We start from the raw sequence: 21,115 nt of genomic DNA, 5'->3' as shown, positions 1-21,115 counted from the left end.
GTCAGCCTACCCTGATGCGCGGGTCGAGCCAGGCGTTCGCAAGGTCCGACAGGAGGGTGAAAAGGATGTAGAAGCAGGAGAAGATCAGGATCAGCGCCTGAACGGTCGGTAGGTCGTGCCGGCTGATTGACTCCCAGGCAAGGTAACCGGCCCCGTGCAGGGCGAAAATCGCTTCCACGACAATGGACCCGCCGAGCATGAAGCCCATCTGCACGGCGGAAAGCGACACAACCGGCACGATGGCGTTACGAAGCGCATGCTTGAAGAGGATCCGTCCGGCACCGGCGCCCTTGGCTCTTGCCGTGCGGATGTAGTCGGCATTCAGCACTTCCAGCATTCCGGCGCGCGTCAGTCTCATGATGGCCGGCATTGCGTAGTATCCGAGCACGACCGTCGGCATGATGAAATGCCGCCATGTTTCCGATCCGGACGGCGGCAACAGGCGGAACTTGATCGAGAAGAGGACGATCAGGATCAGGCCGAACCAGAAGCTGGGCATGGCCTGCCCGGCGACGGACAGGAAAAGTGCGGTGCGGTCGATCAGGGAATTCGGGCGCACTGCGGCCGCGACACCAAGGGGGACGGCCGTCAGAAGCGCGAAGGAGATGGCGCACAGGCCAAGCGTCATGGTGACGGAAAGCCTGTCGGCGATCAGGTCCGCGACGGGCAGCCTGAAATAATAGCTTTGACCGAAGTCGCCATGCACGGCTTTCCACAACCAGTCGGAATATTGTTCAACGAGCGGGCGGTCGAAACCGTAGAGCTCCGTGATCGCGGCAATGTCGGCTTCACTTGCTCCTTCTCCGGCGATGGCCGTTGCTGGATCGCCTGAAAGGTGAAGAAGCGAAAAGCTGATGACCGAAACGGTGAGTGTCACCAGAATAGCCAGGCCGAACCGCTTGAGAGCGAAGGCAAGCATGGATTGAATAACTCCGGAAAAGGGGAGGAGGATCCCGCTGATATCAGCGGGACCGGGACGGCGTAACCCGTCTTATTTCCAGGACATCGTGAAGAAACGAACGATTTCATCCGGCGTCGGCGTAAACTCGACGTCCTTCGAGAAGACGTAGTTGGAGTTATAAGAGAAGAGCGGAATCCAGTAGGCTTCATCCGCGATCTTCTTGAGCGCCTTTGAGTAGTTTTCCTTGCGAACCTCGTCGTCCACCGACTTATCGCCCGTGTCGAGCCAGGTCTTGACTTCCTCGTCGCGTGCAAAATCCTGGCCACCGAACTTGAAGAACTGGCTGGTGATGGCCGAGACGTCGTTGATAGAGTTCGATCCCCAGGTCAGGAAGCCGAAGCCTGCGCCGCCTTTTTTCTGCAGATCGCGCAGGGCGGAGTACTTCAGGTAGTTCAGGTTTGCCTTGATGCCGACTTCTGCCAGATACGCCATCATGGCCTCTGCGTAGGGCCGGTTGCGGTAGGCGTAGAATTCCACTTCGAAACCATCCGGATAACCTGCGGCGGCAAGCAGCTCCTTGGCCTTCGCGGGGTCGTAGTCGTAGACCGTTACATCCTGTTCGCAGCCGAACTGGCTCGGGTAGCATGCGGAGTTGACGACCTTGGAACTTCCCTTGAGCAGGTTGTCGACGATCGCCTGCCGGTCGATGGCATGGCCGACGGCCTGGCGGACTTCCTTTTTCTGGAACGGGCTTTCGCCGCCGCGGGCCGCTGCATCCATGGTGACGTAGCCGATGCGCATGGTGCTTTCGTTCGCGACCGTGAACTGGTTCATCGCGGCGATCTGTTCGGCCTGGTCGGCCGGAACGTTCCAGATGAGGTCGATCCCGCCGGAGAAGAGCTCGGCCAGCTGGGTGTTCACGTCCGGAATGGTGCGGATGTCGATTGTGCCGATGGACGCCTTGCCCTTGGGGCTGTCGTGGTAGCCGTCGAATTTCTTCAGGACGAAATGCGTGCCGGGCTCAACGCTTTCCACCATGTAGGGACCTGTTCCGACCGGCTTGAGCGCCATGCCGGACGGACCGACCTCGGCATAGTATTCGTTCGGATAAATGGCCACGAGACCGGAGAGATATTCGAGTGCCGCCGGGAAAGGGCCGTCCGTGAGGATGCGGACCGTGTACTTGTCGATTTTCTCGGCACTTTTCATCCAGTTGACATTGCCGGGCACGACGACGTGACTGTCGGGATTGACGACGTAGTTGATCGTATAAACCACGTCATCGGCGTCGAATTCCTCTCCATTGTGGAAGGTGATGCCCTCGCGCAGCCTGAACTCCAGGGTGGTGTCGTCGATCCACTCCCAGGAGGAGGCGAGGTTGCCGACATATTCACCCGTTTGCTGGTCGCGGTAGACAAGGCCGTCCCAGACCTGGCGGGAGAACATGACGCCTTCACGTGCCGAGTTGAAGTAGAAGTCGACCGATTCCAGTTCCTTCGAAAAGGCCGTGTGAAGCGTGTCGTCCGATTTGCCCGCAAACGCCTGGCCGCTGCAGAGCGCGGCGGTGAGCGCGATAACACCTGTCGCTATGATTGGTTTCATCTGTTCAAAACCGGCCTGTAGCCGACCCTCTGGTTGATTTTTCTTGTATTATTATATGATACTTCTTATTTTATACTCATGTACTTTATTTTGTGCGCTGGTATTGTCAAGCGCGTGTAGGTTACTGATTGGGCATGGCTAAAGAAGTGGCGGAAAAAACTAGGAAAAAGCAGGACACGCTGTTCGTCAGTTCGTTTGAAAAGGGGCTGAGGATCATGGGCGCCTTCAATGCGCACCGGACCGAACTGGGCCTGACCGAGCTGTCGGAAATTGTGGGACTGGACAAAAGCGCCGCGCAGCGCTTCACCAACACGCTTCACAAGACCGGCTATCTGGAAAAGGATCCGGAAAGCCGGCGCTTCCGGCCGTCACTTAAGTTCCTGGAGCTCGCGGCCGCCTATCTGTGGTCCGATCCCTTTGTCCAACTCGCGATGCCCAAGCTGATCGATTTCAGCCGTGATATCGGCGAGCGTGTCAACGCGGCAAGGCCGGACGGCACCGACATCATCTATGTCATCCGAATCCCGACCCAACTCACCAGTTTCTCGGCCATGCTGATCGGCAACAAGGTTCAGGCGCTGAGTTCTTCTTCAGGCCGCATCATGCTGGCTCATTTGAGTGAAGAAGAGCGTCGGACGGCGCTTGAAACCTGGCCCATTGATCAGATCACGCCGCGCACGATCACGGACCGGACCGTGCTCGCCCGGGAAGTGGAGGAGGCCAGGCAGCTGGGATACGGGATTACGATAAGCCAGAACATCATCAATGAAATCGGCATCGCCGCACCGGTATTCAACCGCGTCGGCAAAGTGGCCGGAACGGTGCAGTGTTCTGTTTCGTCCCTGAAATGGTCGCTTGAACGCGTTCACACTGAAATTGCTCCGAGGCTCATGGAAGTCGCTAATTCAATCAATTTGCCGCGCTAATCCGCAGGTGCACGGAAGGCATCGCCAACATGTTGATCGGGTTTTGGCTTGGTAGATCACCGTGATGTTTCAGAGCTCGGATTTCCTCGCCTCAAGGGCTTTCGCTTTCCCAAGTCGATCATCTCTTATGCGGTTTGGGCCTATCTCCCCTTTGCGCTGCATACGACAGACGTTGAAGATCTCCTTGTGGAGCGGGGTATTGGTGTCAGCCGGGAAACGATCCGCCAATGGGCGAACCGGTTTGGCCGGCATTTTGTGCGTTGCATTCGCCGGGACCGGCCAAAACCCAACTGAAGTGGCCCCAGTTTGCAGGACAGGTCAGCGGCTGATTTAAGGTATGTCCGGGTTTGTTTTCATGCCGCCAAATTCAGGTCTCTTTCAGCCCAGTGTGCCTCCCTCGGGGAAACACCGCACGCCTTCTGTTCAATTGCATTCATGCAGCACAATCGGCTTCCGCTCCTCAGGTCATCATGAGGAGCCTTTGCGAGGCTTGCCGGCTGACGTGGTATCCATCGGACCCGAGCGTCCAGCAATCTTAAATCGGCGCAAAACAAGCGGAGCGGCAACAACGAGGACGGTGACAGCATAAAGGACGATGCTGTCAGCAGAGGAGAACAGGATCCACCAGTCACCCGCGGAAATTGACAACGCACGACGCAGATTGTCCTCGAACAACCCACCCAGCACGAATCCCAGGATGACAGGGGCGAGCGAGAATCCCAGCTTCCTCAAAAACCAGCCGAATATTCCGAGAATGATGACCATGTAGAGGTCGTGCGGATTGGAGACGACGGAATAGACTCCGATGAACGCCAGCACCGCGATCATCGGCGTCATATATTGCTGCGGGATCGTCAGCATGCGCGCGAAGAGCCCGACCAGCGGCAGGTTGATCACCAACAATGCAATATTGCCGATATACATGGAGGCGATTAGCCCCCAGGCGATTTCCGGCTGCTGGGTAAACATCATCGGTCCAGGAGTGACGTTGAAGAGCAGCAGCGCTCCGAGCAGGATTGCCGTCGTGCCTGATCCCGGAATGCCGAGGGTCAGCATTGGCACCATGGCGCCGCCGGCAGCCGCGTTGTTTGCCGCTTCTGGTGCCGCGAGGCCGCGAGTGTCCCCGGTGCCAAATGCTTCGCTGTCTTTTGCCACACGCTTTTCGGTGCCATAGGCGACTGCCGAAGCGACGGAAGCACCAGTGCCAGGAAGAATGCCGATGAAAAAGCCGATGATTGCGCCACGCAGGATGGTCCAGCGCACCTTCATCAAGTCCTTCAGAGTGACGAAGCTCCGGTCGATCTTGAGAGCCTTCAGCGTACCGGCGGACTGCTGTTCGACAAGATGGATGAGTTCCGCCATGCCAAACAGACCGATCACCACGACCAGAAAGTCGATGCCTCCAAGGACGTCCGGAATACCGAACGTGAAGCGTGGAACGCCGGTATTTGCATCAATGCCAACAGAGGCGAGCATCAGCCCGATCAGCGCGCCGAGGAGGGTCTTGACCGGGTTCTTGCCCACCAGAGAAGCCAGTGTGACGAAAGCAAAGACCATCAGCGCCACGTAGTCGGAAGGCGAAAATGTCACGGCATAGGCTGCCAGCATCGGCCCGAACAGGCTCATCAGCACCACAGCAAAGGTTCCCCCGAAAAAGGAGGAGACCGCGGAAAGGGACAGGGCGCGTCCCGCTTCCCCCTTGCGCGCCATCGGATTGCCGTCCAGCGTTGTCATTACCGCGCCAGCATCGCCGGGGACATTCAAAAGGATAGACGAGATGCGGCCGCCGTACTCGGCACCGTAATAAACACCTGCAAGAACTATGAGGGCGGATTCCGGCGGAAAGCCGAGCCCGTAGGCAATCGGCAGCAGGATGGCGACCCCATTGATGGGGCCGATGCCCGGAAGAGCGCCGATCAGCGTACCCGCGAAACAGCCCGTCAGAACTAGGAATATATTGAAAGGCTGCAGCGCAACACCGAAGCCCTGGGTCAGACCGTTGATGACCGTATCCATGAGAGTCTCACAAGATTGCAGACAGGATGCCCGCCGGAAGATTGAGTTCCAGGAGATCCGTGCAGAGAAAGTAACCCGCGACACCTGCGATCGCGCCGAAGACAACCGCTGCGATGAGCCGGCCGCCAAGCTGAAGACAGAGGGCTGCGCAGAACAGCCAGGTCGAGGGAATGAAGCCGAAAGGCCGGTAGAGCGCGGCGTAAGCCGACAGAAGAATGATCAGGCTTGCAATGCGCAAAGCTGTTTTCTTCGAGATGCCCAGACTGGTGACGTCCGGCCGGACCAGGATATAGGCGCTGCAGGTTACGGCAAGCACACCGATGAGGCGCGGCCATGTTTCCGGTCCAAGTGGATCATACTGAAAAGGCGCTCTGATCACCGTAAAGGCGATAGCGGTATAACCGATGGCGGCGAGCAGGAGCAGGCCCGCGAATATCCGGTCGGCCATGAATACCTCCCAAGGAAAACCAGCCCGGCAGATGCCGGGCCAGAATGTTGAACAAAGGCTGCGGTGAGGTGGCGCTACTCGATAAGGCCCGCGTCGATCGCAATGGCCCGCATCTTCTCGACCCTGGCCTTCACGTCGGCATCAAGCTCTTCGCCGGCAATGTTCAGCGGCAACAAGCCCTTTTCCTTCTGGATGGTCGCGAATTCCTCGGTCTTATAGGCGGCGTTGAATGCATTGACCCAGGTATTGTACGCTTCGTCGGAAACGTTCTTGCCCATGTAATATCCGCGCATGATCGTCCATTCGGCGTCGTAGCCGAGCTCGATCGCGGTCGGAAACTGCGCGAAGGGTTCCGGCAGGCGCTCTGGCGACAGCACGGCGAGGATACGCATGTCACCGCTGTCGAGATGGGAGACCATCTCGCCGACATCACCGAGATAGACTTCGATAAAGCCGCCCAGCAGCCCGGCGATGGCCTCGCCGCCGCCGTCCATCGCAACGTAGCGCATCTGTTTCGGATCGAGGTCGCGGGACTTGAGCAGCAGTGCTGCCTTCATCCAGTCCTGCGATCCGACCGAACCACCCGCGCCGAAGATGATCGAACCAGGTTCGGCCTGAGCCTTGGCCATGATGTCGTCAAGGCTCTGGAAGGGGCTGTCCGACTTGACGATGACCGCACCGAAATCGGCGCCGGCCGTCGCCAGAAAGCGGACATCGTTGGCGCCCCATTCACCGTATTTGCCGGTTGCCATGTTCAGGAGAGAGCCGGAGGAAAAGGCAACGATCGCGCCGGGATCGTCGGTACGGATCGTGTTGAAGACGTTAATGGCGACCGCGCCGATGCCACCCGGCATGAAGCTCACCTGCATGGGTTCGGCAATCTGGTCCTTCAAACCCGACTGTGCGACCCGGCAGGTCAGATCAAAGCCGCCACCCGGTTTTGCCGGCGCGACACATTCGGGTTTCTCGATACCGGCCGCGGTTGCCGGTCCGGCAATCGAGCAAAAAACAGACGCAGCCGCAACAGCGGCTTTCAGATAGTTGTACATTTCGTCCTCCCAAGAATGCTTCCGGTCTTGTCGGGCAAGGCATTTCCTCCGTGTCCGTTGCCGGCTGCAGGAAGGACCTTATTGCGGGCGGCTGACCTCCATCTGACCCGAAACTGACCGGATCCTGACCCGAAGCTGACACCAGACTGACATTAGGGTCGATCTGCATGTTTTCTGGGCAGAATTCATTTCCAAAGACCGTTTATTGATCTAATTCTCGAGGATGAGAATTCTTCTGGTCGAGGACAACATCGAGCTGGCGGACTTGCTTGTCGAACGGTTCCGGCAAGAAGGACACGCGATTGATTGCGAGCATGACGGCAGGCTGGCGGACGGCCTGCTGGCCCACGCCCGGTTCGATATCGTCATCCTCGATATCAACCTTCCGAACAGAGACGGTTTCGATGTGCTTCGCGCCATGCGACGGCGCGACGACAAGACACCGGTCCTCGTACTCACCGCCAGATCGGAAATCGACGAGAGAATCACGGGTCTCGACAGCGGTGCTGACGACTACATGGTCAAGCCCTGCGACTTCCGTGAGCTGTCGGCACGGTGCCGGGCGCTGCTCCGGCGCCGTTCGGGTGAAGCGCATAATCTTTTCCAGTGCGGCAGTTTTAGCTTTGATCGCGGAGCCAAGCGCGCCTCGATTGACGGTCGGGATCTGGAACTCCGGCACCGCGAGGTACAGCTTCTGGAGGCGTTCATCGGCAATCTCGGCCGCGTCCTGCCCAAGGAACAGGTCGCCGACAAGATTTATTCTTTCGAAGAAGCGCCAAGTTTGAATGCCATAGAACAGGCAGTCACACGGCTTCGGCGGAAGCTGGAAGGCTCGCCATTGGTCATCCGCACTATTCGCGGCCTCGGGTACATTGCGAATGCTAAGGAAGACTGAGGATCGTGGGCCCTATTCGCTGCGCCGCAGGCTTTCCGCGGCGATGCTGGTCGGCTTTTTCTTTATTCTCTGTGTGATCGCGATCGGCATGTGGAACTATGCGCGCGACACAGCCAATCGCACCTATGACCTGCTGCTGGACGGTTCCGTCATCGCGATCCTCGAGCGGATCAAGGCTACCGAAAAAGGGATAATTGTCGATTTCCCGCCGAGTGCGCTGGAAATCCTCGCCCTTGCGGCCGATGACCGGGTTTTCTACCGGATCTTCGATGTAGCAGGCAACACGATCACCGGCGAGGACGGTCTGCCGCTTCCCGAAAACTTTGAACCCAAGGAGTTTCATCAGTTCTTTGACGAGGAGTTTTCAGGCGCAGCCTTCCGCTTCGTCGTCCAAGCGAAGGAGCTCGTCGGGCCCGCCGGTCCGGTTCAGGTTAACGTTCAGGTTGGGCACACCAAACAGGCACGCAATTTCATTCACAACGACCTCTTCAGCAAAGGCATGATCGGGCTCGGCGTTCTGGCGGTGGCCGGGATGATCTTCGTGCGCCTAGGCATCAATCTTGCCATGCGGCCGCTGGCCGGTATAGAGGAAGATATTTCGCGACGTGCGCCGACTGATCTGGAGCCCCTGTCTTCGGAACCGCCGCGGGAAATTGCAGGATTGATCTCCGCGATCAACGGTTTTATGCGTCGCCTCGACACCAGTCGCGATAATGCGCAGACATTTATCGCCGATGTGGCGCACCAGGTCCGTACGTCTCTGACCGCTGTCAGTGGACAGTTGGAACGCACACTGAACCGTAGCGACCCCCACGCTGTTCGCCAGGGTCTTGAGAAGGCTTCCAGCCAGACTGCCCGGACTATCCATTTAACCAACCAGCTCCTCTCGCATGCAATGATCGTCCACCGCGCGGACGTGCGTCCAAACGAGACGATCGATCTGGTTTCGCTTGCTACGTCCATCCTTGAGGAAGTGGTCCGGCCGGACAAGAACGAAGGTATCGACTTCGAGTTCGAGTTCTCCGGATGCCGCATTGGACGCAAAATCACAGGAGACCGGATTTCCTTGCGCGAGGCACTGCGCAACTTGGTCGACAACGCAGTGACCTATTCCCGTCCGAATGCACATATATGCTTGGAACTGCGAGATGCGTCATTTCAGGGAAAACCGGTGGTTGCACTTTGCGTCAACGACGACGGCCCCGGCATACCGGAGGAAAGCAGAGGCAAGGTCGTCGAGCGGTTCTACACGCTTGGAAACCATCACGGATCCGGCCTCGGGCTTGCCATCGCAGACGCGGTGGCGAAGGTCCATGGCGGCGTGCTAGAACTTAGCGAAAGCCCCTTCGGAGGTCTGCGGGCTGCGCTCATCCTTCCGATCGATCAGGGAGCCAACCATGACAATGGGGAGTGACATCACGGCGTCGCAGCGTTGGTTCGGCAACGCCTGGATTGTCAGGCGATGCTTGTTTGTGATGAGCACACTTGTCTTTGCTCTCAGCGCGGGACCTTCTCAGGCGGGCGACATAACGGTCTACAGCGCAACGGATATCAGCGCTTTCCAGCCACTCATCGACAGCTTCGAGCGGATTCATCCCGGGCAGAAAATCCTTTACCGGGAGTTTGACACCAGGGACCTCTTTGAGATCGTGGCGGCCGATGAGGCCGGAGACGCCGATGTCGTGATCAGTTCGGCGACCGACCTGCAAGTGGCCTTGGTCAATCAGGGACGAGCTCTCCCTTTCCGCCTTGACGGAGAAGACGCACTGCCCGCATGGGCCCGATGGCGCAACGAACTTTATGGCTTCACCTTCGAACCTGTTGCAGTCATCTACAACAAAGCCGCCTTTGACGGACGGGCATTACCGAGAAACCGTTCAGATCTTGCAAGTTCCATTCGCGACAATCCGGATTTTTTCGCGGGCCGGATCGGATCCTATGACATCGGGCAATCTGGCGTCGGCTATATGTTTGCGACGCAGGACCTTCAGCGCGGGTACGAATTCTGGCGGCTGGTGGAGACATTCGGCCGCGCGGGCCTGAGGACCTTTTGCTGCACATCCAGGATATTTGATGCGGTCGCTTCAGGCGATCTCGTTTATGCCTATAACGTGATCGGACCATATGCGCTTGCCAGCGCGCGCAAGACCAGCACCGTCGGGGTCTATACGCTCGACGACTATACCTTCGTTTCGACACGAACCGCCTTTGTCCGAAAGGAGGCGCCCAACAAGGCAGGCGGTATCGATTTCGTCAGCTACCTATTATCGCCGGAGGGCCAGTCGGAACTGGCTGCCTCGTCGCCTTTCCTGCCGGTATCGGTCGATATAGGCAAGCCATTGGACAAAGTCATCGCCTTCGGCAATCCGGAGGCGATGGCCCCCATAAAGGTTGGGCCCGGCCTGATCGCCTACCTGGATAGGATGAAGCGCGAAAAACTGCTGGCCGATTGGCTGACGGCTATTGATCCGTCTGCCAAGATTCTTCAATAAGTCGCTTCGAAGACGAACTTCACCAAGTTTCACAGCATTGGTTGGAGTGTGGAAACGCCGTCGTATGTCTATAACCGGCCATTCCCGTGTCGCCTCATACCAGCATGCAAGGGCAGATGCCTTCGGCCGGTATTGCCAACTTGTTTTGTTTAGTCAGCAAGGTGTCTGTTATTGGACGGATTTCAGGTGTTCATCTCGCCGGTGTAGTCCTGCCATAGGCTGAACGCATCTGCCCTTGCATGCCGGTATGAGGCAACGGACAGTTTGTATCGGCGCGGCCGGAAGATCGTGTTTATCTGATCGTGGGCGGACAGAAACCGTTGAGCATGCCGGGCCGATTTGAACCGGCCAAAGATCTTCTCCCGCTTGCGTGTCGGACGATGGGAAATCTCAATCCTGTTGTTCAGTCCCTTGTGAGCGCGATGATCGGCATCTGGTGCAAGGGCCTGGACGGGCTTGGTGTAGCTGCGCAGCTTGTCAGTCACCACGACCCTGGGCTCCCCGAATTGCGTCACCAGCGCGCCAAAGAAACGCCTGGCTGCCTTGGCATTCCGGCGGGATTGAACCAGGATGTCGAGTACGTCTCCATCGCCGTCAATCGCCCACCAGAGCCAGTATTTCATACCGCCAATGATGATTACGGCCTCATCCAGATGCCATTTGCTGTTTGGCTTTGGCCGGTCCCGGCGAATGCAGCGCGCGAAGTGCCGGCAAACCGCTTCACCCATTTGCGGATCGTTTCCCGGCTGACAACAACACCGCGTTCAGCCAGAAGGTCCTCAACGTCTGCCGAGCTCAGAGCAAACCGGTGATACGCCCAAACCGCATAGGATATGATCGACAGGGGAAAACGGAAGCACTTAAGGCGCGGGAAATCAAGACGTTCAAACATCAAAACGATCTACCAAGCCCAAGCGTGAGCAACAAGTTGGCAATACCGGTCAACCTTTGTGAGGCGCAGCGCTAACCTTCAAACCGTGCATGCTGAAGAGAGTTTGCTTGCACCTCGTCCGAAGTCGAGCCGATGAAGGAGTTGTGCTGCATGCAGATCATTGGCTGCAACACCGCACCATCGGTTGCAGTATGGATCGTCTTGCAGATCTTTCCCGGGCGCGCTGTTAAAGAGAATGTCGCCAGGTTGTACGCAGTCAATCTTGATGCCTTTCACCCCCTCCAATCACGAACCGTATCTATTTTCCATCGCGGTCGCTCAAGATATGAGAGATTTGGTTTTCGAACCCGGCTTTACCGAGCAGTTCTTAAGCCGAAACGCCCAGCTCCCTGCCACCTCCTGCGTCGGCTTGTCCCCCTACCGGTGCGACGAGTTCTTCACACACGAGCTCCTTTAACGGTATCGTCTCCCTCCCGGTTAACGACTGAACACACGCCCGATTTGTTTTTCGACGTCAGTGTCCGGTGTGAAGCATTTTCGACATTGGTGATTGATTTTCAATTCCAGGACTGTAAGTCTCTTTCGACAGATGGGCCATGTATGATCGCCTTTCGACCGTCGTGAAAGGAAACCGACATGAAGCTGGACATCGGGAAACTCGCCTATTTTCAGAACGAGCCTATTCCGGAGGACACACGGCTCGCGGGTTGGGCCGCTCTCGTCCATACGCTCGATGTGAAGGCGCCGGTGAGGAATCGCGCCTGCATTTCCGAACGGCACGTGCGCGGCAATCGACGGCAGGAGGGTATCTGGGACGTCTATGACAAACGGTATCGGCCGGAGGATACCCTGGATGGGCATCTCGGTTTTGCCCTGCGCAATGAGCCGATCGATCTTCTGGTGCTCAAACGCATCCTTGATGCGCTGCCGGAACAGGATCTCATAGACTTCATCCAGCGGACACCGACCGGCGCGGTGACACGCCGGGTATGGTTCTTTTACGAAACTCTTACCGGCAAGCGGCTCGATATCGACGATGCCCCTACGGTTACGGCCGTCGAGGCACTCGATCCCGTAGCTTATTTCACTGGTCCTGCGTCTCTGTCCCTGCGCCATCGGGTGCGCAACAATCTGCTTGGCACGGGCGCGTTCTGTCCGATCATAAGGCGCACAGAAAAGCTGGAAGCATTTCTGGCCCTCGACCTATCGCACAAGGCGCAGGAGACGATAGGGCGAACGGGCGCCCAGATTGTTTCCCGGGCTGCAAGCTTTCTGCTGCTTGCAGACAGCCGCGCGAGCTTCGAGATCGAAGGGGAACGCGCGCCTGCCAATCGGCTCGAGCGCTGGGGACGCGCTGTTCTGGAGGCCGGCAAGCGTCCACTCAACAGAGAAGAGATCTATCGCTTGCATCGCATCCTGATCGGCGACGACCGGTTCACCGAGATCGGATACCGCAGCGAGGGTGTGTTTCTGGGGGAGCGGGATCACAACCATGACCCACTGCCCGAGTTCATCGGAGCCCTTCCCCAGGATATTCCTGACATCATGACTGGTCTCAATGAATGCAACAACAGGCTGCGGACCTCAGACCTCGATCCAGTTCTGCAGGCCGCTGCGATCGCATTCGGCTTTGTCTATGTGCACCCGCTGGCTGACGGCAACGGACGTTTGCACCGCTGTCTCATCCACCACGTGCTCGCGGAGCGAAAATACACCCCGCCCGGCATGGTGTTTCCCGTCTCGGCCGTCATGCTGGACCGCATCGACGACTATGCCACGACCCTGAAGCGGCACTCCGGCGCCTTGATGGATTGCATCGACTGGCGCGTGCTGCCCAATCGCAATGTCGAAGTCACAAACGACACGGCGGACCTCTATCGCTATTTCGACTGCACCGAAGAGGCGGAGTTCCTCTTTAGCTGCGTGCATCGAACTGTCGAAACCGATCTGCCGCGCGAGATCGACTACCTCAAATGCCGCGATCAGGCTTTGAATGCCATCATGAACCTGGTCGAAATGCCCGACCGCATGGCGCAGGATCTCGTCATGCACATCCGTCAGAACGGTGGCTCACTCAGCAAACGCCGCCGCACCGGCGAGTTTGAAAAACTCCGAGACGATGAGGTTCCTCAGATCGAGACGATTGTGGCTGAATCCTTTGAAGATTTCGACGACAAATATGGGACGGAATCTTGAGTTTCAGTCAGTGTGTTGTTCGTGACTGAACTTCGGTGCGAGCAGATAGAATTCGGCTGCGACATGGTATGGCGGACGGGAGCTTCGGCAAAAAACAGGCACATTTGTGTTGTCAGCAAGATTCACGAGCAGGACCGGCACTGGCGTCGGGTACCGACTTTTCCGCTGATTGGAAGTGAACGGCCCGCCAATTGGAACTATGCGGATCGCGATCCGCATCCCAGGAGGGGAAAGTCTTCCCCCGCGGCCGCGCCTGTAGTCTCGGCCGGCCCCTTCCAGCGGGGAGACCCCGCAACGCCCCCTTAGAGTGAGAGTTTGGAGGGGTTTTCCGAGACGGGTTGGAAGTTGGGGGAGAGGCCTCTAGCGCCCGTCATGGAGTTTGATCCCACGACCATGCAGGTTCTCGATGACCACCGCGCTGCTCGACCGGCTCACGCACCACTGCCATATCCTTGAAACCGGAAACGAAAGCTTCCGCTTCAAAAACAGCACCGCAAATCAGGCCGACAACGTAGGGGGAAACCAAAATCTTGACCACGGCGTAACTGCCGTTCCATACACATAAGGCGGGTCAATTCTCGGTGGAAATACCGGGTCAGTTCTCGGTGAAAATCAACATCCCGAGTTTCTGACCGGCCAGAACGGTCGAGACGTTGATCTTCTTGCGATGCAGGCAGATCCGTCCGCATGCGGTGACCAGGGCGTCCCTGTCATGGAAAGGGTAGTCCAGGTCCGGCAGGCCCTGATATTGCCTTGATGAGGCTGTGTAGACTTCCGCCGGTGTCTTCATTCTGAGCGCTTCATGAGGTCGTTCCTCGTTGAATTCCTTCATGAAGGCATCGAACTTGGCCTGCTGCTGAAGGCTGTTCATGCCTGGCGGTCGGGTGGCCTCCTTCTTCAAGGTCAGATGCATGCGTTCGTGCCGGCCGTTTTGCTGCGGGTGGCCTGGCTTGATACGCTCGATGCCGATCCCCAGACGCAGCCACCACACCGACAGCTTTGACAAGTTGTAGAGCCCGTTTGGCGATGCGAACGGCAAGCCGTTGTCCGTGCGAATGGCGGCAGGAAGGCCGAACTCCTTGAAGACGCGTTCAAAAACAGAGAAGGCAAAGTCGGATTTGGTGCAGGTCAAGCCTTCGCAGGCCAGCAAATAGCGCGATCTGTAGTCAGTGATCGTCAGCGGATAGCAGTACTGCCGGTTGCCGAGCTTGAACTCGCCCTTGTAGTCGGCGCACCAGAGCCCGTTCACGTCCTGTGCGTCATGAAGCTCGGTTCCGCGGGCCTTGTAGCGACGGCGTTTGCGGTGCTGGACCAGACCGTGACGGTCCAGCACCGCATGGACCGTGCTGATCGCCGGAGCCTTGACCATCGGGTATTGCCGGACCAGCTTGTCGCGGATCTTCGGCGCGCCCCAGGTTGGATGCTCTCGCTTGAGACACAGGATGCAGCGTTCGATCTGGAAGGGAAGCTTGTTGGCCTGACGATAGGGACGCCGGCTTCGGTCATTGAGGCCGTCCAGGCCACATTCCTTGTACCGTTCAAAAATCTTGTAGCCCGTAACCCGTGATATACCGAACTCCCGGCACAGCGGCGCCATCTTCTCGCCTTCAAGCAGCCGCGCAACAAAACGAAGTCGTTCATCCATAGGCCTACACTCTTTCCAAGGCATTCAGGGATCCCCCAAATGCGAAATGTGTAAACCATCTGATCGGAATGAACTGTCAGCTATCTCTCGATAAGCTCAAATGTCCGATCCGCGCATCAAGTCTGCAGCATGCACTGCGGTCATGTGCAAGGTTACCTGGATTGCGGTTTCACCAAGGCCGTTATCAGGTACGCCGCCGTCACAACATGGCCGCCGAGACCACGTTGTAGCGGATGTGGCCGCGTGGCAAGGAACGGAAACATATTGCCCTCTTCCCGCCCTTTGCCATTTCCAGGTTCCAGACATGGAAGCCGGTTTGTACGTGGCGCGGTGTAGGCAGTTCGCCAGATGGGCAAAATCGCGGTACATGACGGATTTTCCGACCGCACATCGCTTGCGGTCTTGTCCGGCCGCGACTTTGGCCCGGTTCGGAACACATGCGCGCCTAAATAATTCCTTGAAATGATTTTCGTTTATTTGTGAAACAAAAAACAGTTCAATGAAAAATATTCACGTTTTCAATTGAAATTATTTGAATTGCGGAGTATGTTTTAGTTCTATTCTTTCTTTGCTGCGCAGAAATATTTTGGGAGGAGCCATGTGGGCAGTCTCCCGTTTCCTAGTGTGCGTTGTCAGGGAAAACAACGGTTTTCGAAACAAAGAGCTGTCAAGGCACCGCGTCAACCGATCAATCACTGCATCCGCATTTTCGGCGAATCGATCCGAGAAAGCGCCTTCCCTGGACGGGGCCTCTCCGAAAGCAGCGATGCAGAAAAATTCAAGCAAACCCAACTCATCTGAAAATGAAAGGACTCCCGTTATCATGAACAGCAAAAGTGGCTACGGCCGCGGACAGGGTCATTCCGGTACGACACCGGCACATCACTTCGAAATCGGCCAGGCGGTTTATTTGCGTGACGGCTTCGGCAGAAACAACCTGTCGAGCGACACGTTTCATATCACCGGTCGGTTGCCTTCGAAGGACGGATTGCCTCAGTACCGCATTCGCGGTGACAAGGAAGCGCACGAGCGTATGGTCACCCAGGATCGGCTGGAAGCCGTCGGTGGCCCGTCAACCGACGCGAACAAGTCGCTTATCGAGAAAACCTTCGGATTGAACGGCTGAGGCACCTGCTGCCGTTTCTCCGGGGCACGAACCCGGTCTGACGCAACGCGGCGGTCGGAGCCCGGTTGGCCCCGTCAGGACCGGAAGCAGTTTCTTGGGCGCCGGTGGCAATCCGGCGACGCGCCTGCCGTCTCCGTTACCGCGTAGCCCGTTCTTCCCGGAAGGAAATGAGACGGCGTGTGTGTTCGTCCCAGAGAACCAGCTTGACGCATTTCAGGCTTTCCAGGAGCGTGATCCGGCTCATGTTTTTCAGCTCGGGATAATCCTTCAGCACTTCCGGCAGGCGGTAGAACGGGATCTTGGCGGCCAGGTGATGCACGTGGTGAATGCCGATATTGCCGGTGAGCCAGCGGAGCGGGCGGGGCAGGTCGTAATGCGAACTGCCGTGAAGGGCGGCATGCTGGAAATTCCACTCGTCGTCGCCGGACCAGTGGGTTTCCTCGAACTGGTGCTGGACATAGAAAAGCCAGACACCGGCCGACGCCGCCATCAGCGTGATCGGGATCTGCACGATCAGGAACGGGCCGAGGCCGACCAGCCAGATCATGACGGCGATCGGCAGAATGATGCCGACATTGGTGGCAAGCGTCGAGGCCCAGGGCTGGACGCCCGCGCGCATCAGGCCCAGCGGGAGGCGGTACTGGCAGACAAAGAGCCAGACGGGACCAAGTCCGAACATCACCAGGGGATGCCGGTACAGGCGGTAGCGCAGGCGCTGCCAGCGGGACTGGTCCCGGTATTCACGCACGGTGAGCGTGTCGATGTCACCTATGCCCCGCCGGTCCAGGTTGCCCGCCGACGCGTGATGAACGGCGTGCGTCCGGCGCCAGTAGTCATAGGGTGTCAGCGTGAAGACACCGATCAAACGGCCGATCCAGTTGTTGAGACGGCTGTTGGCGAACAGTGTCCCGTGGCCGCAATCGTGCTGGAGAATGAAAAGGCGGACCAGGAAACCGGCCGCGGGGATCGTCAGGACGATCCCCCACCAGAGGTCCTGCTGAATGGCGAGCACGGCGGATGCCCACAGAAGAACGAACGGAACGACCGTTGCCACGATTTCAAGGACGCTGCGGAGAGGCCGCGGTTGCCTGTAGCGCGCCAGGGCCTTGGTCCAGGACTGACCTTCCGTCTTGGCTGCGGCATCTACAGGCGCAAGGGTCATTGTTTCAGTGACATTGTCTGGTGTATTGGGGCGCATCTTGCTTCCGTCTTCCGCGTCAGGCCTTGGATCTTTTTGCGGCCACCGGCTTTCGCGCTCGGCCCTTTGATGGTGACGAAACCGGTTGTTTCTTTTGCATCGCGAGGCGCGCGGCCCTCAGCCTCTCCGTCTTTGCAATGCGGACCTGGTCCTCGGTCTGCTGGATTTCCTGCGAAATGCGTTTGGTTATTTCAGCCTTGGATTCCGAACGCGTCCGCTTCGGCTGGCTGCCGGCGTCGCCTGTCTTGTCAGGTGTCATCGTTCAGGTCCCTATTAAAAAGCTGAAATACAAAAAAGGCCGGGCAATACCCGACCTTTCGTTTCATCCATGAGGTCCGTGCCAGTACATCCGTGGTCAGGGACCTGGACGAAGCTTTAAGCAGCCTGCAGGTTGTCTGCGCTGGACTTGCCGGTGCGGCGGTCCTGGACAACTTCAAAGCTGACCTTCTGGCCTTCAACCAGCGGCGGCATGCCTGCGCGCTCGACAGCGGTGATGTGAACGAAGACGTCTGCAGCGCCATCTTCCGGCTGAATGAAGCCGAAGCCTTTGGTGCTGTTGAAAAACTTGACGGTTCCGATGGTCATAACGATTTCCTTTCAATCGATCATGAGAGTAGTGCCGCCACGCGGCATGCGCGACGGTGCAAAAAGTCGAGATTGATAGGGAAGATCGTTCAGGCCGCGGCACGCCGCGCAGTCACAAAGTTCATCAAGCAATATCGATGAACGTCATGTAGGTGAAAACGGTGTCAGAAACAAGGCTGACTCGAAAAGAATATTATTTTTACATTTAAAAATTTGGAGTGCTCTTAATAGAACGTGCCGATTTGGAAGTGAAAACTCAACAAATCCCACGGTTCGTGACAGGTGATGGACAGTTTGGGGCCATGTCTGTGAGGCCTGCCGGTTGGTGCCATCGCGGCACAAGGGGCGGGTCGGGCGCGTCCTGAGTTACCATGCGGGAGAAAGGACTAGGTGCTGAAAAGTGATTTAATCGGTAACTCAGGACGCGAGATAACCTTAGGGAATGTGCGTCAAGGCTTCGGAAAGGCAGCGTTAAAGTTTCGTAAGAAATGACAATTGGCAGCTGTTTTTTCGCGCTGATCGGGATTTCGATCGAATTTGGCGGATCGCTGGGTCACAAGACAAAAAAGAAAGCGGCCGGGGGCCGCTTTCAATGGGCTTTTGTGCACGTGTTATCAGAGTATGGTTCCGATGGCCGCTTTTGCGTCGACAAGGCCACCGCCAAAGAACGTCGAGAACGGGGCCACGTCTTCCTGGTCCGCGTTCATCGCGTCCGTGTTCAGTTGCTTGTGCTGGTTGTCGATGAGGATGTCCTTGCGGGCCGTCTTGATCAGCAGGGCTTTCACATCGCGGCCGTCGCGCACCTTGGAAGACTTGTTGGCGATCCGTTCGGCGCGGCGGATCAAGGCGATGACACCGCCAACAAGGGCGCAGGCGCCGGACGTGCCGCCAAACTGGGTGTAATAACCGCTCTGTGCCGAGCCGGTGCCGAGTTCTTCCGTCTCGGCATCTCCCGTATCGTAACCGAACCGACCGGGGATATCCGTGCTCAACAGCCATCTGGGGCTGAACGGGTATTCCTTTGCCCCCTTGGGCAGCAGATAACCCAGTTCTTCCGAGCTTTTCTCCGTGCTTCGCAGCTGATGCCGGTTGAAGACGACCATGTCGTCCGAGGGAGCGACAACGGTCAGACCCTCGCCATAGTTGGAATACCCGGAGCGATAGCCCTGTCCGGACACCGCGCCGACAGCGATGATGCCGTTTTCACGGTCCGCCAGGTTCGCGGGAAACAGCAACTGGCTCTCGCCCTCATTGCCTGCCGCACAGACGATCGGTACATGGTTGCTGATCGCCTTGAACAGCGAGGTGACGACGCGCCAGAGCCTGCGTCCCGATATTGGCAACTGGGGCCTTTTTGTATCGATCGTGTCAGCGCCGGCCTCAAGGGTCTGCAGCCGCTCGATCAGGTCCGCAGCATCCCGGTTCTCCCATTTTTCGAGGTCCGCCTTGAAGTCTTCCTTGAAGGCAGGGGCCTGGTCGGGATCCGGGAAACCGCGCGGCATGACGATGACATCCGGGTTCTGGTGCCAGGCATAGAGCAGCGCGGCGACGAACTGCAGGGGATCGTTGTCGAAACCGGTGCGGATCGATATCAGCCGGGAAAACGGGTCGACCCCGAAATAGGGAATGACGCCTTCGGTCGGCTTGATGCCTTGCGGGCAATTTTCCGGACCGCCGACGATCAGGCCGCTGACGGCGGTGCCGTGAGACGCGAACGGGGCTTCGACGTCTCCGAATGCACGCACGTGCCCGCTTGAGCCTTCCAGCTGCTGGACGATATCCGTAAAGATCTCGGCCTCGACCTGTGACAGATCCTGCAGCTTGAGGAGACTTGTATCCAGTCCGGCGAAATTGTGTTGGCACGTGTTGCCGGCATGTTTCTTCGACCTGGTGCCATACGGCGAGGTGGTGAAATCGATCGACCGTTCCGGGTCGACCCGGCCCTGGAGGTTGGGGTGGTCGAAATGGCAGCCCACGTCGATCATGGCAACGCGCGCGGGCTGAACATCCCCTTCGTCACTCAGCTTGTCCCACAGGGTTGTCTCTATGCCGTCTCCCGTCCCGTCGGGAACGATCACGCCGAGGGCCATGAGATGCCAGAGATAATGGTATTCGCTGGTCGGCTGCGCTTTTTGGGTCACTGTCTGGTCCATGTTCTCTGCCCCTCTCCTAGAGCCATTCCTGTTGAACGGCCTGATAGCGATCGGCGAAAGCTTCGGCGAAGCGCGGCGCGAATTTCTTGGCCAGTTCCCGGCCGGCGGCAGTGTCGCTCGGATAGTGCAGGCCGGCCCATTCCCGGTTCTGAGCGACATTCAGGGCCACTTCGGACAAGGCCTGGGTTGCCGGATGCTCGGGCAGGATCGCGTTGAAGGCAAAGGCAATGGTGTGGCACTGAAAGGAATGATTGCTCGGATAGGCCTCATGCGCCGGATTGGCGAGCAACGGACGCAGGCGGGGCTCGACCTGGTTTGGCCGCAACCGTGAAAACACTTGCTTGTAATAGAGGCCGACATATTCGGTGACCGTCAGCAGCTCGAGGAAGAGGGTTTCGGTTGCTTCGAAGCCCGCGAGGCCGTCAATTCCAAGCGGTCGGGTAAACGCGCTCAGATCCAGCGTCGCTTCCTGCTGGATATCGGGCAGTCGAAGCTGGCGCTCCCTGACGTTTTTCTGCATTCCCAGCAGGAGCTGGGTCTCCAGCCTGCTGAAATCCGGGCCGGGAGGCGGCGTCAAGGTGATGTCGGTCCATTCCGCCGGCATGCGCATGTCCGGATTGCCTGTCCCGGCACGGTGAAGGCGCAGCAGGGCCTCGGTCGGCATCAAGGCGCCTGTTGACCCTTGCGTGCTGGCGACCTTCAGCTTGTTTTTGTTCTTGTTCTTGTTCTTGTTTTTATTCTTATTTTTGTTCTTGTTCTTATTGAGGACGGACTTGTTCAGTACTGACTTGTTCAGAACCATGCGAACAGCGCTGACGCCACCGGCCCCCTGTGCGCCGAGAGGAGCCTTGACGGAGATCTCGCTCGGCGTGTCGGATATTGCATCGAACTGGAGGCCTTCCGGCCCGACTGTAATCCGGCTTTGGTTGAGAAATTCGGCGATGGAGCCACAGTGGTGCAAATTTGTATCGACTTTATTCATGGTTTCCCC

General features: G+C 57.8%; 16 protein-coding genes and 4 pseudogenes. 9 read left to right on the top strand and 11 right to left on the bottom strand.

The window, feature by feature from the left end; genetic code table 11:
* Window position 1: 1 nt before the first annotated feature.
* Together O6760_RS01835 and O6760_RS01830 are read right to left on the bottom strand one after the other, a co-directional pair.
* Window positions 2-919, bottom strand: coding sequence for an ABC transporter permease (locus tag O6760_RS01835; protein ID WP_269583788.1), 918 nt, complete (start codon window positions 917-919; stop codon window positions 2-4).
* Between the two features lie 72 nt (window positions 920-991).
* Entirely contained in the window at window positions 992-2,503 is a 1,512-nt protein-coding gene (locus O6760_RS01830; protein WP_269583787.1) for an ABC transporter substrate-binding protein, read from the bottom strand.
* 134 nt (window positions 2,504-2,637) lie between these two features.
* On the opposite strand from O6760_RS01830, the gene O6760_RS01825 reads away from it, so the two are divergent.
* Window positions 2,638-3,429, top strand: coding sequence for an IclR family transcriptional regulator (locus O6760_RS01825; RefSeq protein WP_269583786.1), 792 nt, complete (start codon window positions 2,638-2,640; stop codon window positions 3,427-3,429).
* Between the two features lie 48 nt (window positions 3,430-3,477).
* Window positions 3,478-3,720 (top strand): annotated as a pseudogene (locus O6760_RS01820) (IS6 family transposase); the annotation flags it as partial.
* 177 nt (window positions 3,721-3,897) lie between these two features.
* Here the strand turns inward: O6760_RS01820 and O6760_RS01815 are convergent.
* The 3 genes from O6760_RS01815 to O6760_RS01805 all read right to left on the bottom strand — a co-directional run bounded on the left by O6760_RS01815 (window position 3,898) and on the right by O6760_RS01805 (window position 6,942).
* On the bottom strand, window positions 3,898-5,445 hold the full coding sequence (locus O6760_RS01815) for a tripartite tricarboxylate transporter permease (protein WP_269583785.1): 1,548 nt from the start codon (window positions 5,443-5,445) through the stop codon (window positions 3,898-3,900).
* Window positions 5,446-5,452: 7 nt separating this feature from the next.
* On the bottom strand, window positions 5,453-5,893 hold the full coding sequence (locus tag O6760_RS01810) for a tripartite tricarboxylate transporter TctB family protein (RefSeq protein ID WP_269583784.1): 441 nt from the start codon (window positions 5,891-5,893) through the stop codon (window positions 5,453-5,455).
* Window positions 5,894-5,967: 74 nt separating this feature from the next.
* Window positions 5,968-6,942, bottom strand: coding sequence for a Bug family tripartite tricarboxylate transporter substrate binding protein (locus O6760_RS01805; RefSeq protein ID WP_269583783.1), 975 nt, complete (start codon window positions 6,940-6,942; stop codon window positions 5,968-5,970).
* A 223-nt stretch (window positions 6,943-7,165) separates the two neighbouring features.
* Here O6760_RS01805 and O6760_RS01800 point away from each other — a divergent pair, with 223 nt between their 5' ends.
* The 3 genes from O6760_RS01800 to O6760_RS01790 are packed head-to-tail and all read left to right on the top strand — an operon-like array spanning window position 7,166 to window position 10,329.
* Window positions 7,166-7,837, top strand: coding sequence for a response regulator transcription factor (locus tag O6760_RS01800; protein WP_269583782.1), 672 nt, complete (start codon window positions 7,166-7,168; stop codon window positions 7,835-7,837).
* Window positions 7,821-9,251, top strand: coding sequence for a sensor histidine kinase (locus tag O6760_RS01795; RefSeq protein ID WP_269583781.1), 1,431 nt, complete (start codon window positions 7,821-7,823; stop codon window positions 9,249-9,251). The genes O6760_RS01800 and O6760_RS01795 overlap by 17 nt, the downstream gene beginning before the upstream one ends.
* Entirely contained in the window at window positions 9,241-10,329 is a 1,089-nt protein-coding gene (locus tag O6760_RS01790; RefSeq protein ID WP_269583780.1) for an ABC transporter substrate-binding protein, read from the top strand. Before O6760_RS01795 ends, O6760_RS01790 begins: the two co-directional genes overlap by 11 nt.
* A gap of 182 nt (window positions 10,330-10,511) precedes the next feature.
* On the opposite strand, the pseudogene O6760_RS01785 reads toward O6760_RS01790, so the two are convergent.
* A pseudogene (locus O6760_RS01785) lies at window positions 10,512-11,221 on the bottom strand (IS6 family transposase).
* A gap of 636 nt (window positions 11,222-11,857) precedes the next feature.
* Between O6760_RS01785 and O6760_RS01780 the strand changes: the two are divergent.
* Window positions 11,858-13,417, top strand: coding sequence for a Fic family protein (locus O6760_RS01780; RefSeq protein ID WP_269583779.1), 1,560 nt, complete (start codon window positions 11,858-11,860; stop codon window positions 13,415-13,417).
* A gap of 406 nt (window positions 13,418-13,823) precedes the next feature.
* Window positions 13,824-13,982, top strand: a pseudogene (locus O6760_RS01775) (ATP-binding protein); the annotation flags it as partial.
* Window positions 13,983-14,033: 51 nt separating this feature from the next.
* Here the strand turns inward: O6760_RS01775 and O6760_RS01770 are convergent.
* Window positions 14,034-15,086 (bottom strand): annotated as a pseudogene (locus O6760_RS01770) (integrase core domain-containing protein); the annotation flags it as partial.
* A gap of 799 nt (window positions 15,087-15,885) precedes the next feature.
* On the opposite strand from O6760_RS01770, the gene O6760_RS01765 reads away from it, so the two are divergent.
* Window positions 15,886-16,188 (top strand): hypothetical protein, encoded by a 303-nt coding sequence (locus O6760_RS01765; RefSeq protein ID WP_269583777.1) that lies wholly within the window; start codon window positions 15,886-15,888, stop codon window positions 16,186-16,188.
* A 136-nt stretch (window positions 16,189-16,324) separates the two neighbouring features.
* On the opposite strand, the gene O6760_RS01760 is transcribed toward O6760_RS01765, so the two are convergent.
* Window positions 16,325-17,350: a fatty acid desaturase gene (locus O6760_RS01760; RefSeq protein ID WP_269583776.1), complete on the bottom strand. Its 1,026-nt coding sequence runs from the start codon at window positions 17,348-17,350 to the stop codon at window positions 16,325-16,327.
* Between the two features lie 62 nt (window positions 17,351-17,412).
* On the opposite strand from O6760_RS01760, the gene O6760_RS01755 reads away from it, so the two are divergent.
* Window positions 17,413-17,718: a hypothetical protein gene (locus O6760_RS01755; protein ID WP_269583775.1), complete on the top strand. Its 306-nt coding sequence runs from the start codon at window positions 17,413-17,415 to the stop codon at window positions 17,716-17,718.
* A 43-nt stretch (window positions 17,719-17,761) separates the two neighbouring features.
* Here the strand turns inward: O6760_RS01755 and O6760_RS01750 are convergent, their stop codons facing one another.
* The 3 genes from O6760_RS01750 to O6760_RS01740 form a co-directional block, all read right to left on the bottom strand.
* Window positions 17,762-17,971: a cold-shock protein gene (locus O6760_RS01750; RefSeq protein WP_248149151.1), complete on the bottom strand. Its 210-nt coding sequence runs from the start codon at window positions 17,969-17,971 to the stop codon at window positions 17,762-17,764.
* A 614-nt stretch (window positions 17,972-18,585) separates the two neighbouring features.
* A complete protein-coding gene (locus O6760_RS01745) occupies window positions 18,586-20,124 on the bottom strand; it encodes a S8/S53 family peptidase (RefSeq protein ID WP_269583774.1) in 1,539 nt (512 codons plus the stop codon).
* A 16-nt stretch (window positions 20,125-20,140) separates the two neighbouring features.
* Entirely contained in the window at window positions 20,141-21,106 is a 966-nt protein-coding gene (locus tag O6760_RS01740) for a phosphatase PAP2 family protein (RefSeq protein WP_269583773.1), read from the bottom strand.
* Window positions 21,107-21,115: the final 9 nt, after the last annotated feature.

The organism is Roseibium sp. Sym1 (assembly GCF_027359675.1).
GTDB lineage: Bacteria > Pseudomonadota > Alphaproteobacteria > Rhizobiales > Stappiaceae > Roseibium.
The sequence above is the reverse complement of the archived record's forward strand: the minus strand, read 5'-3'. Positions and strand labels throughout refer to the sequence as shown.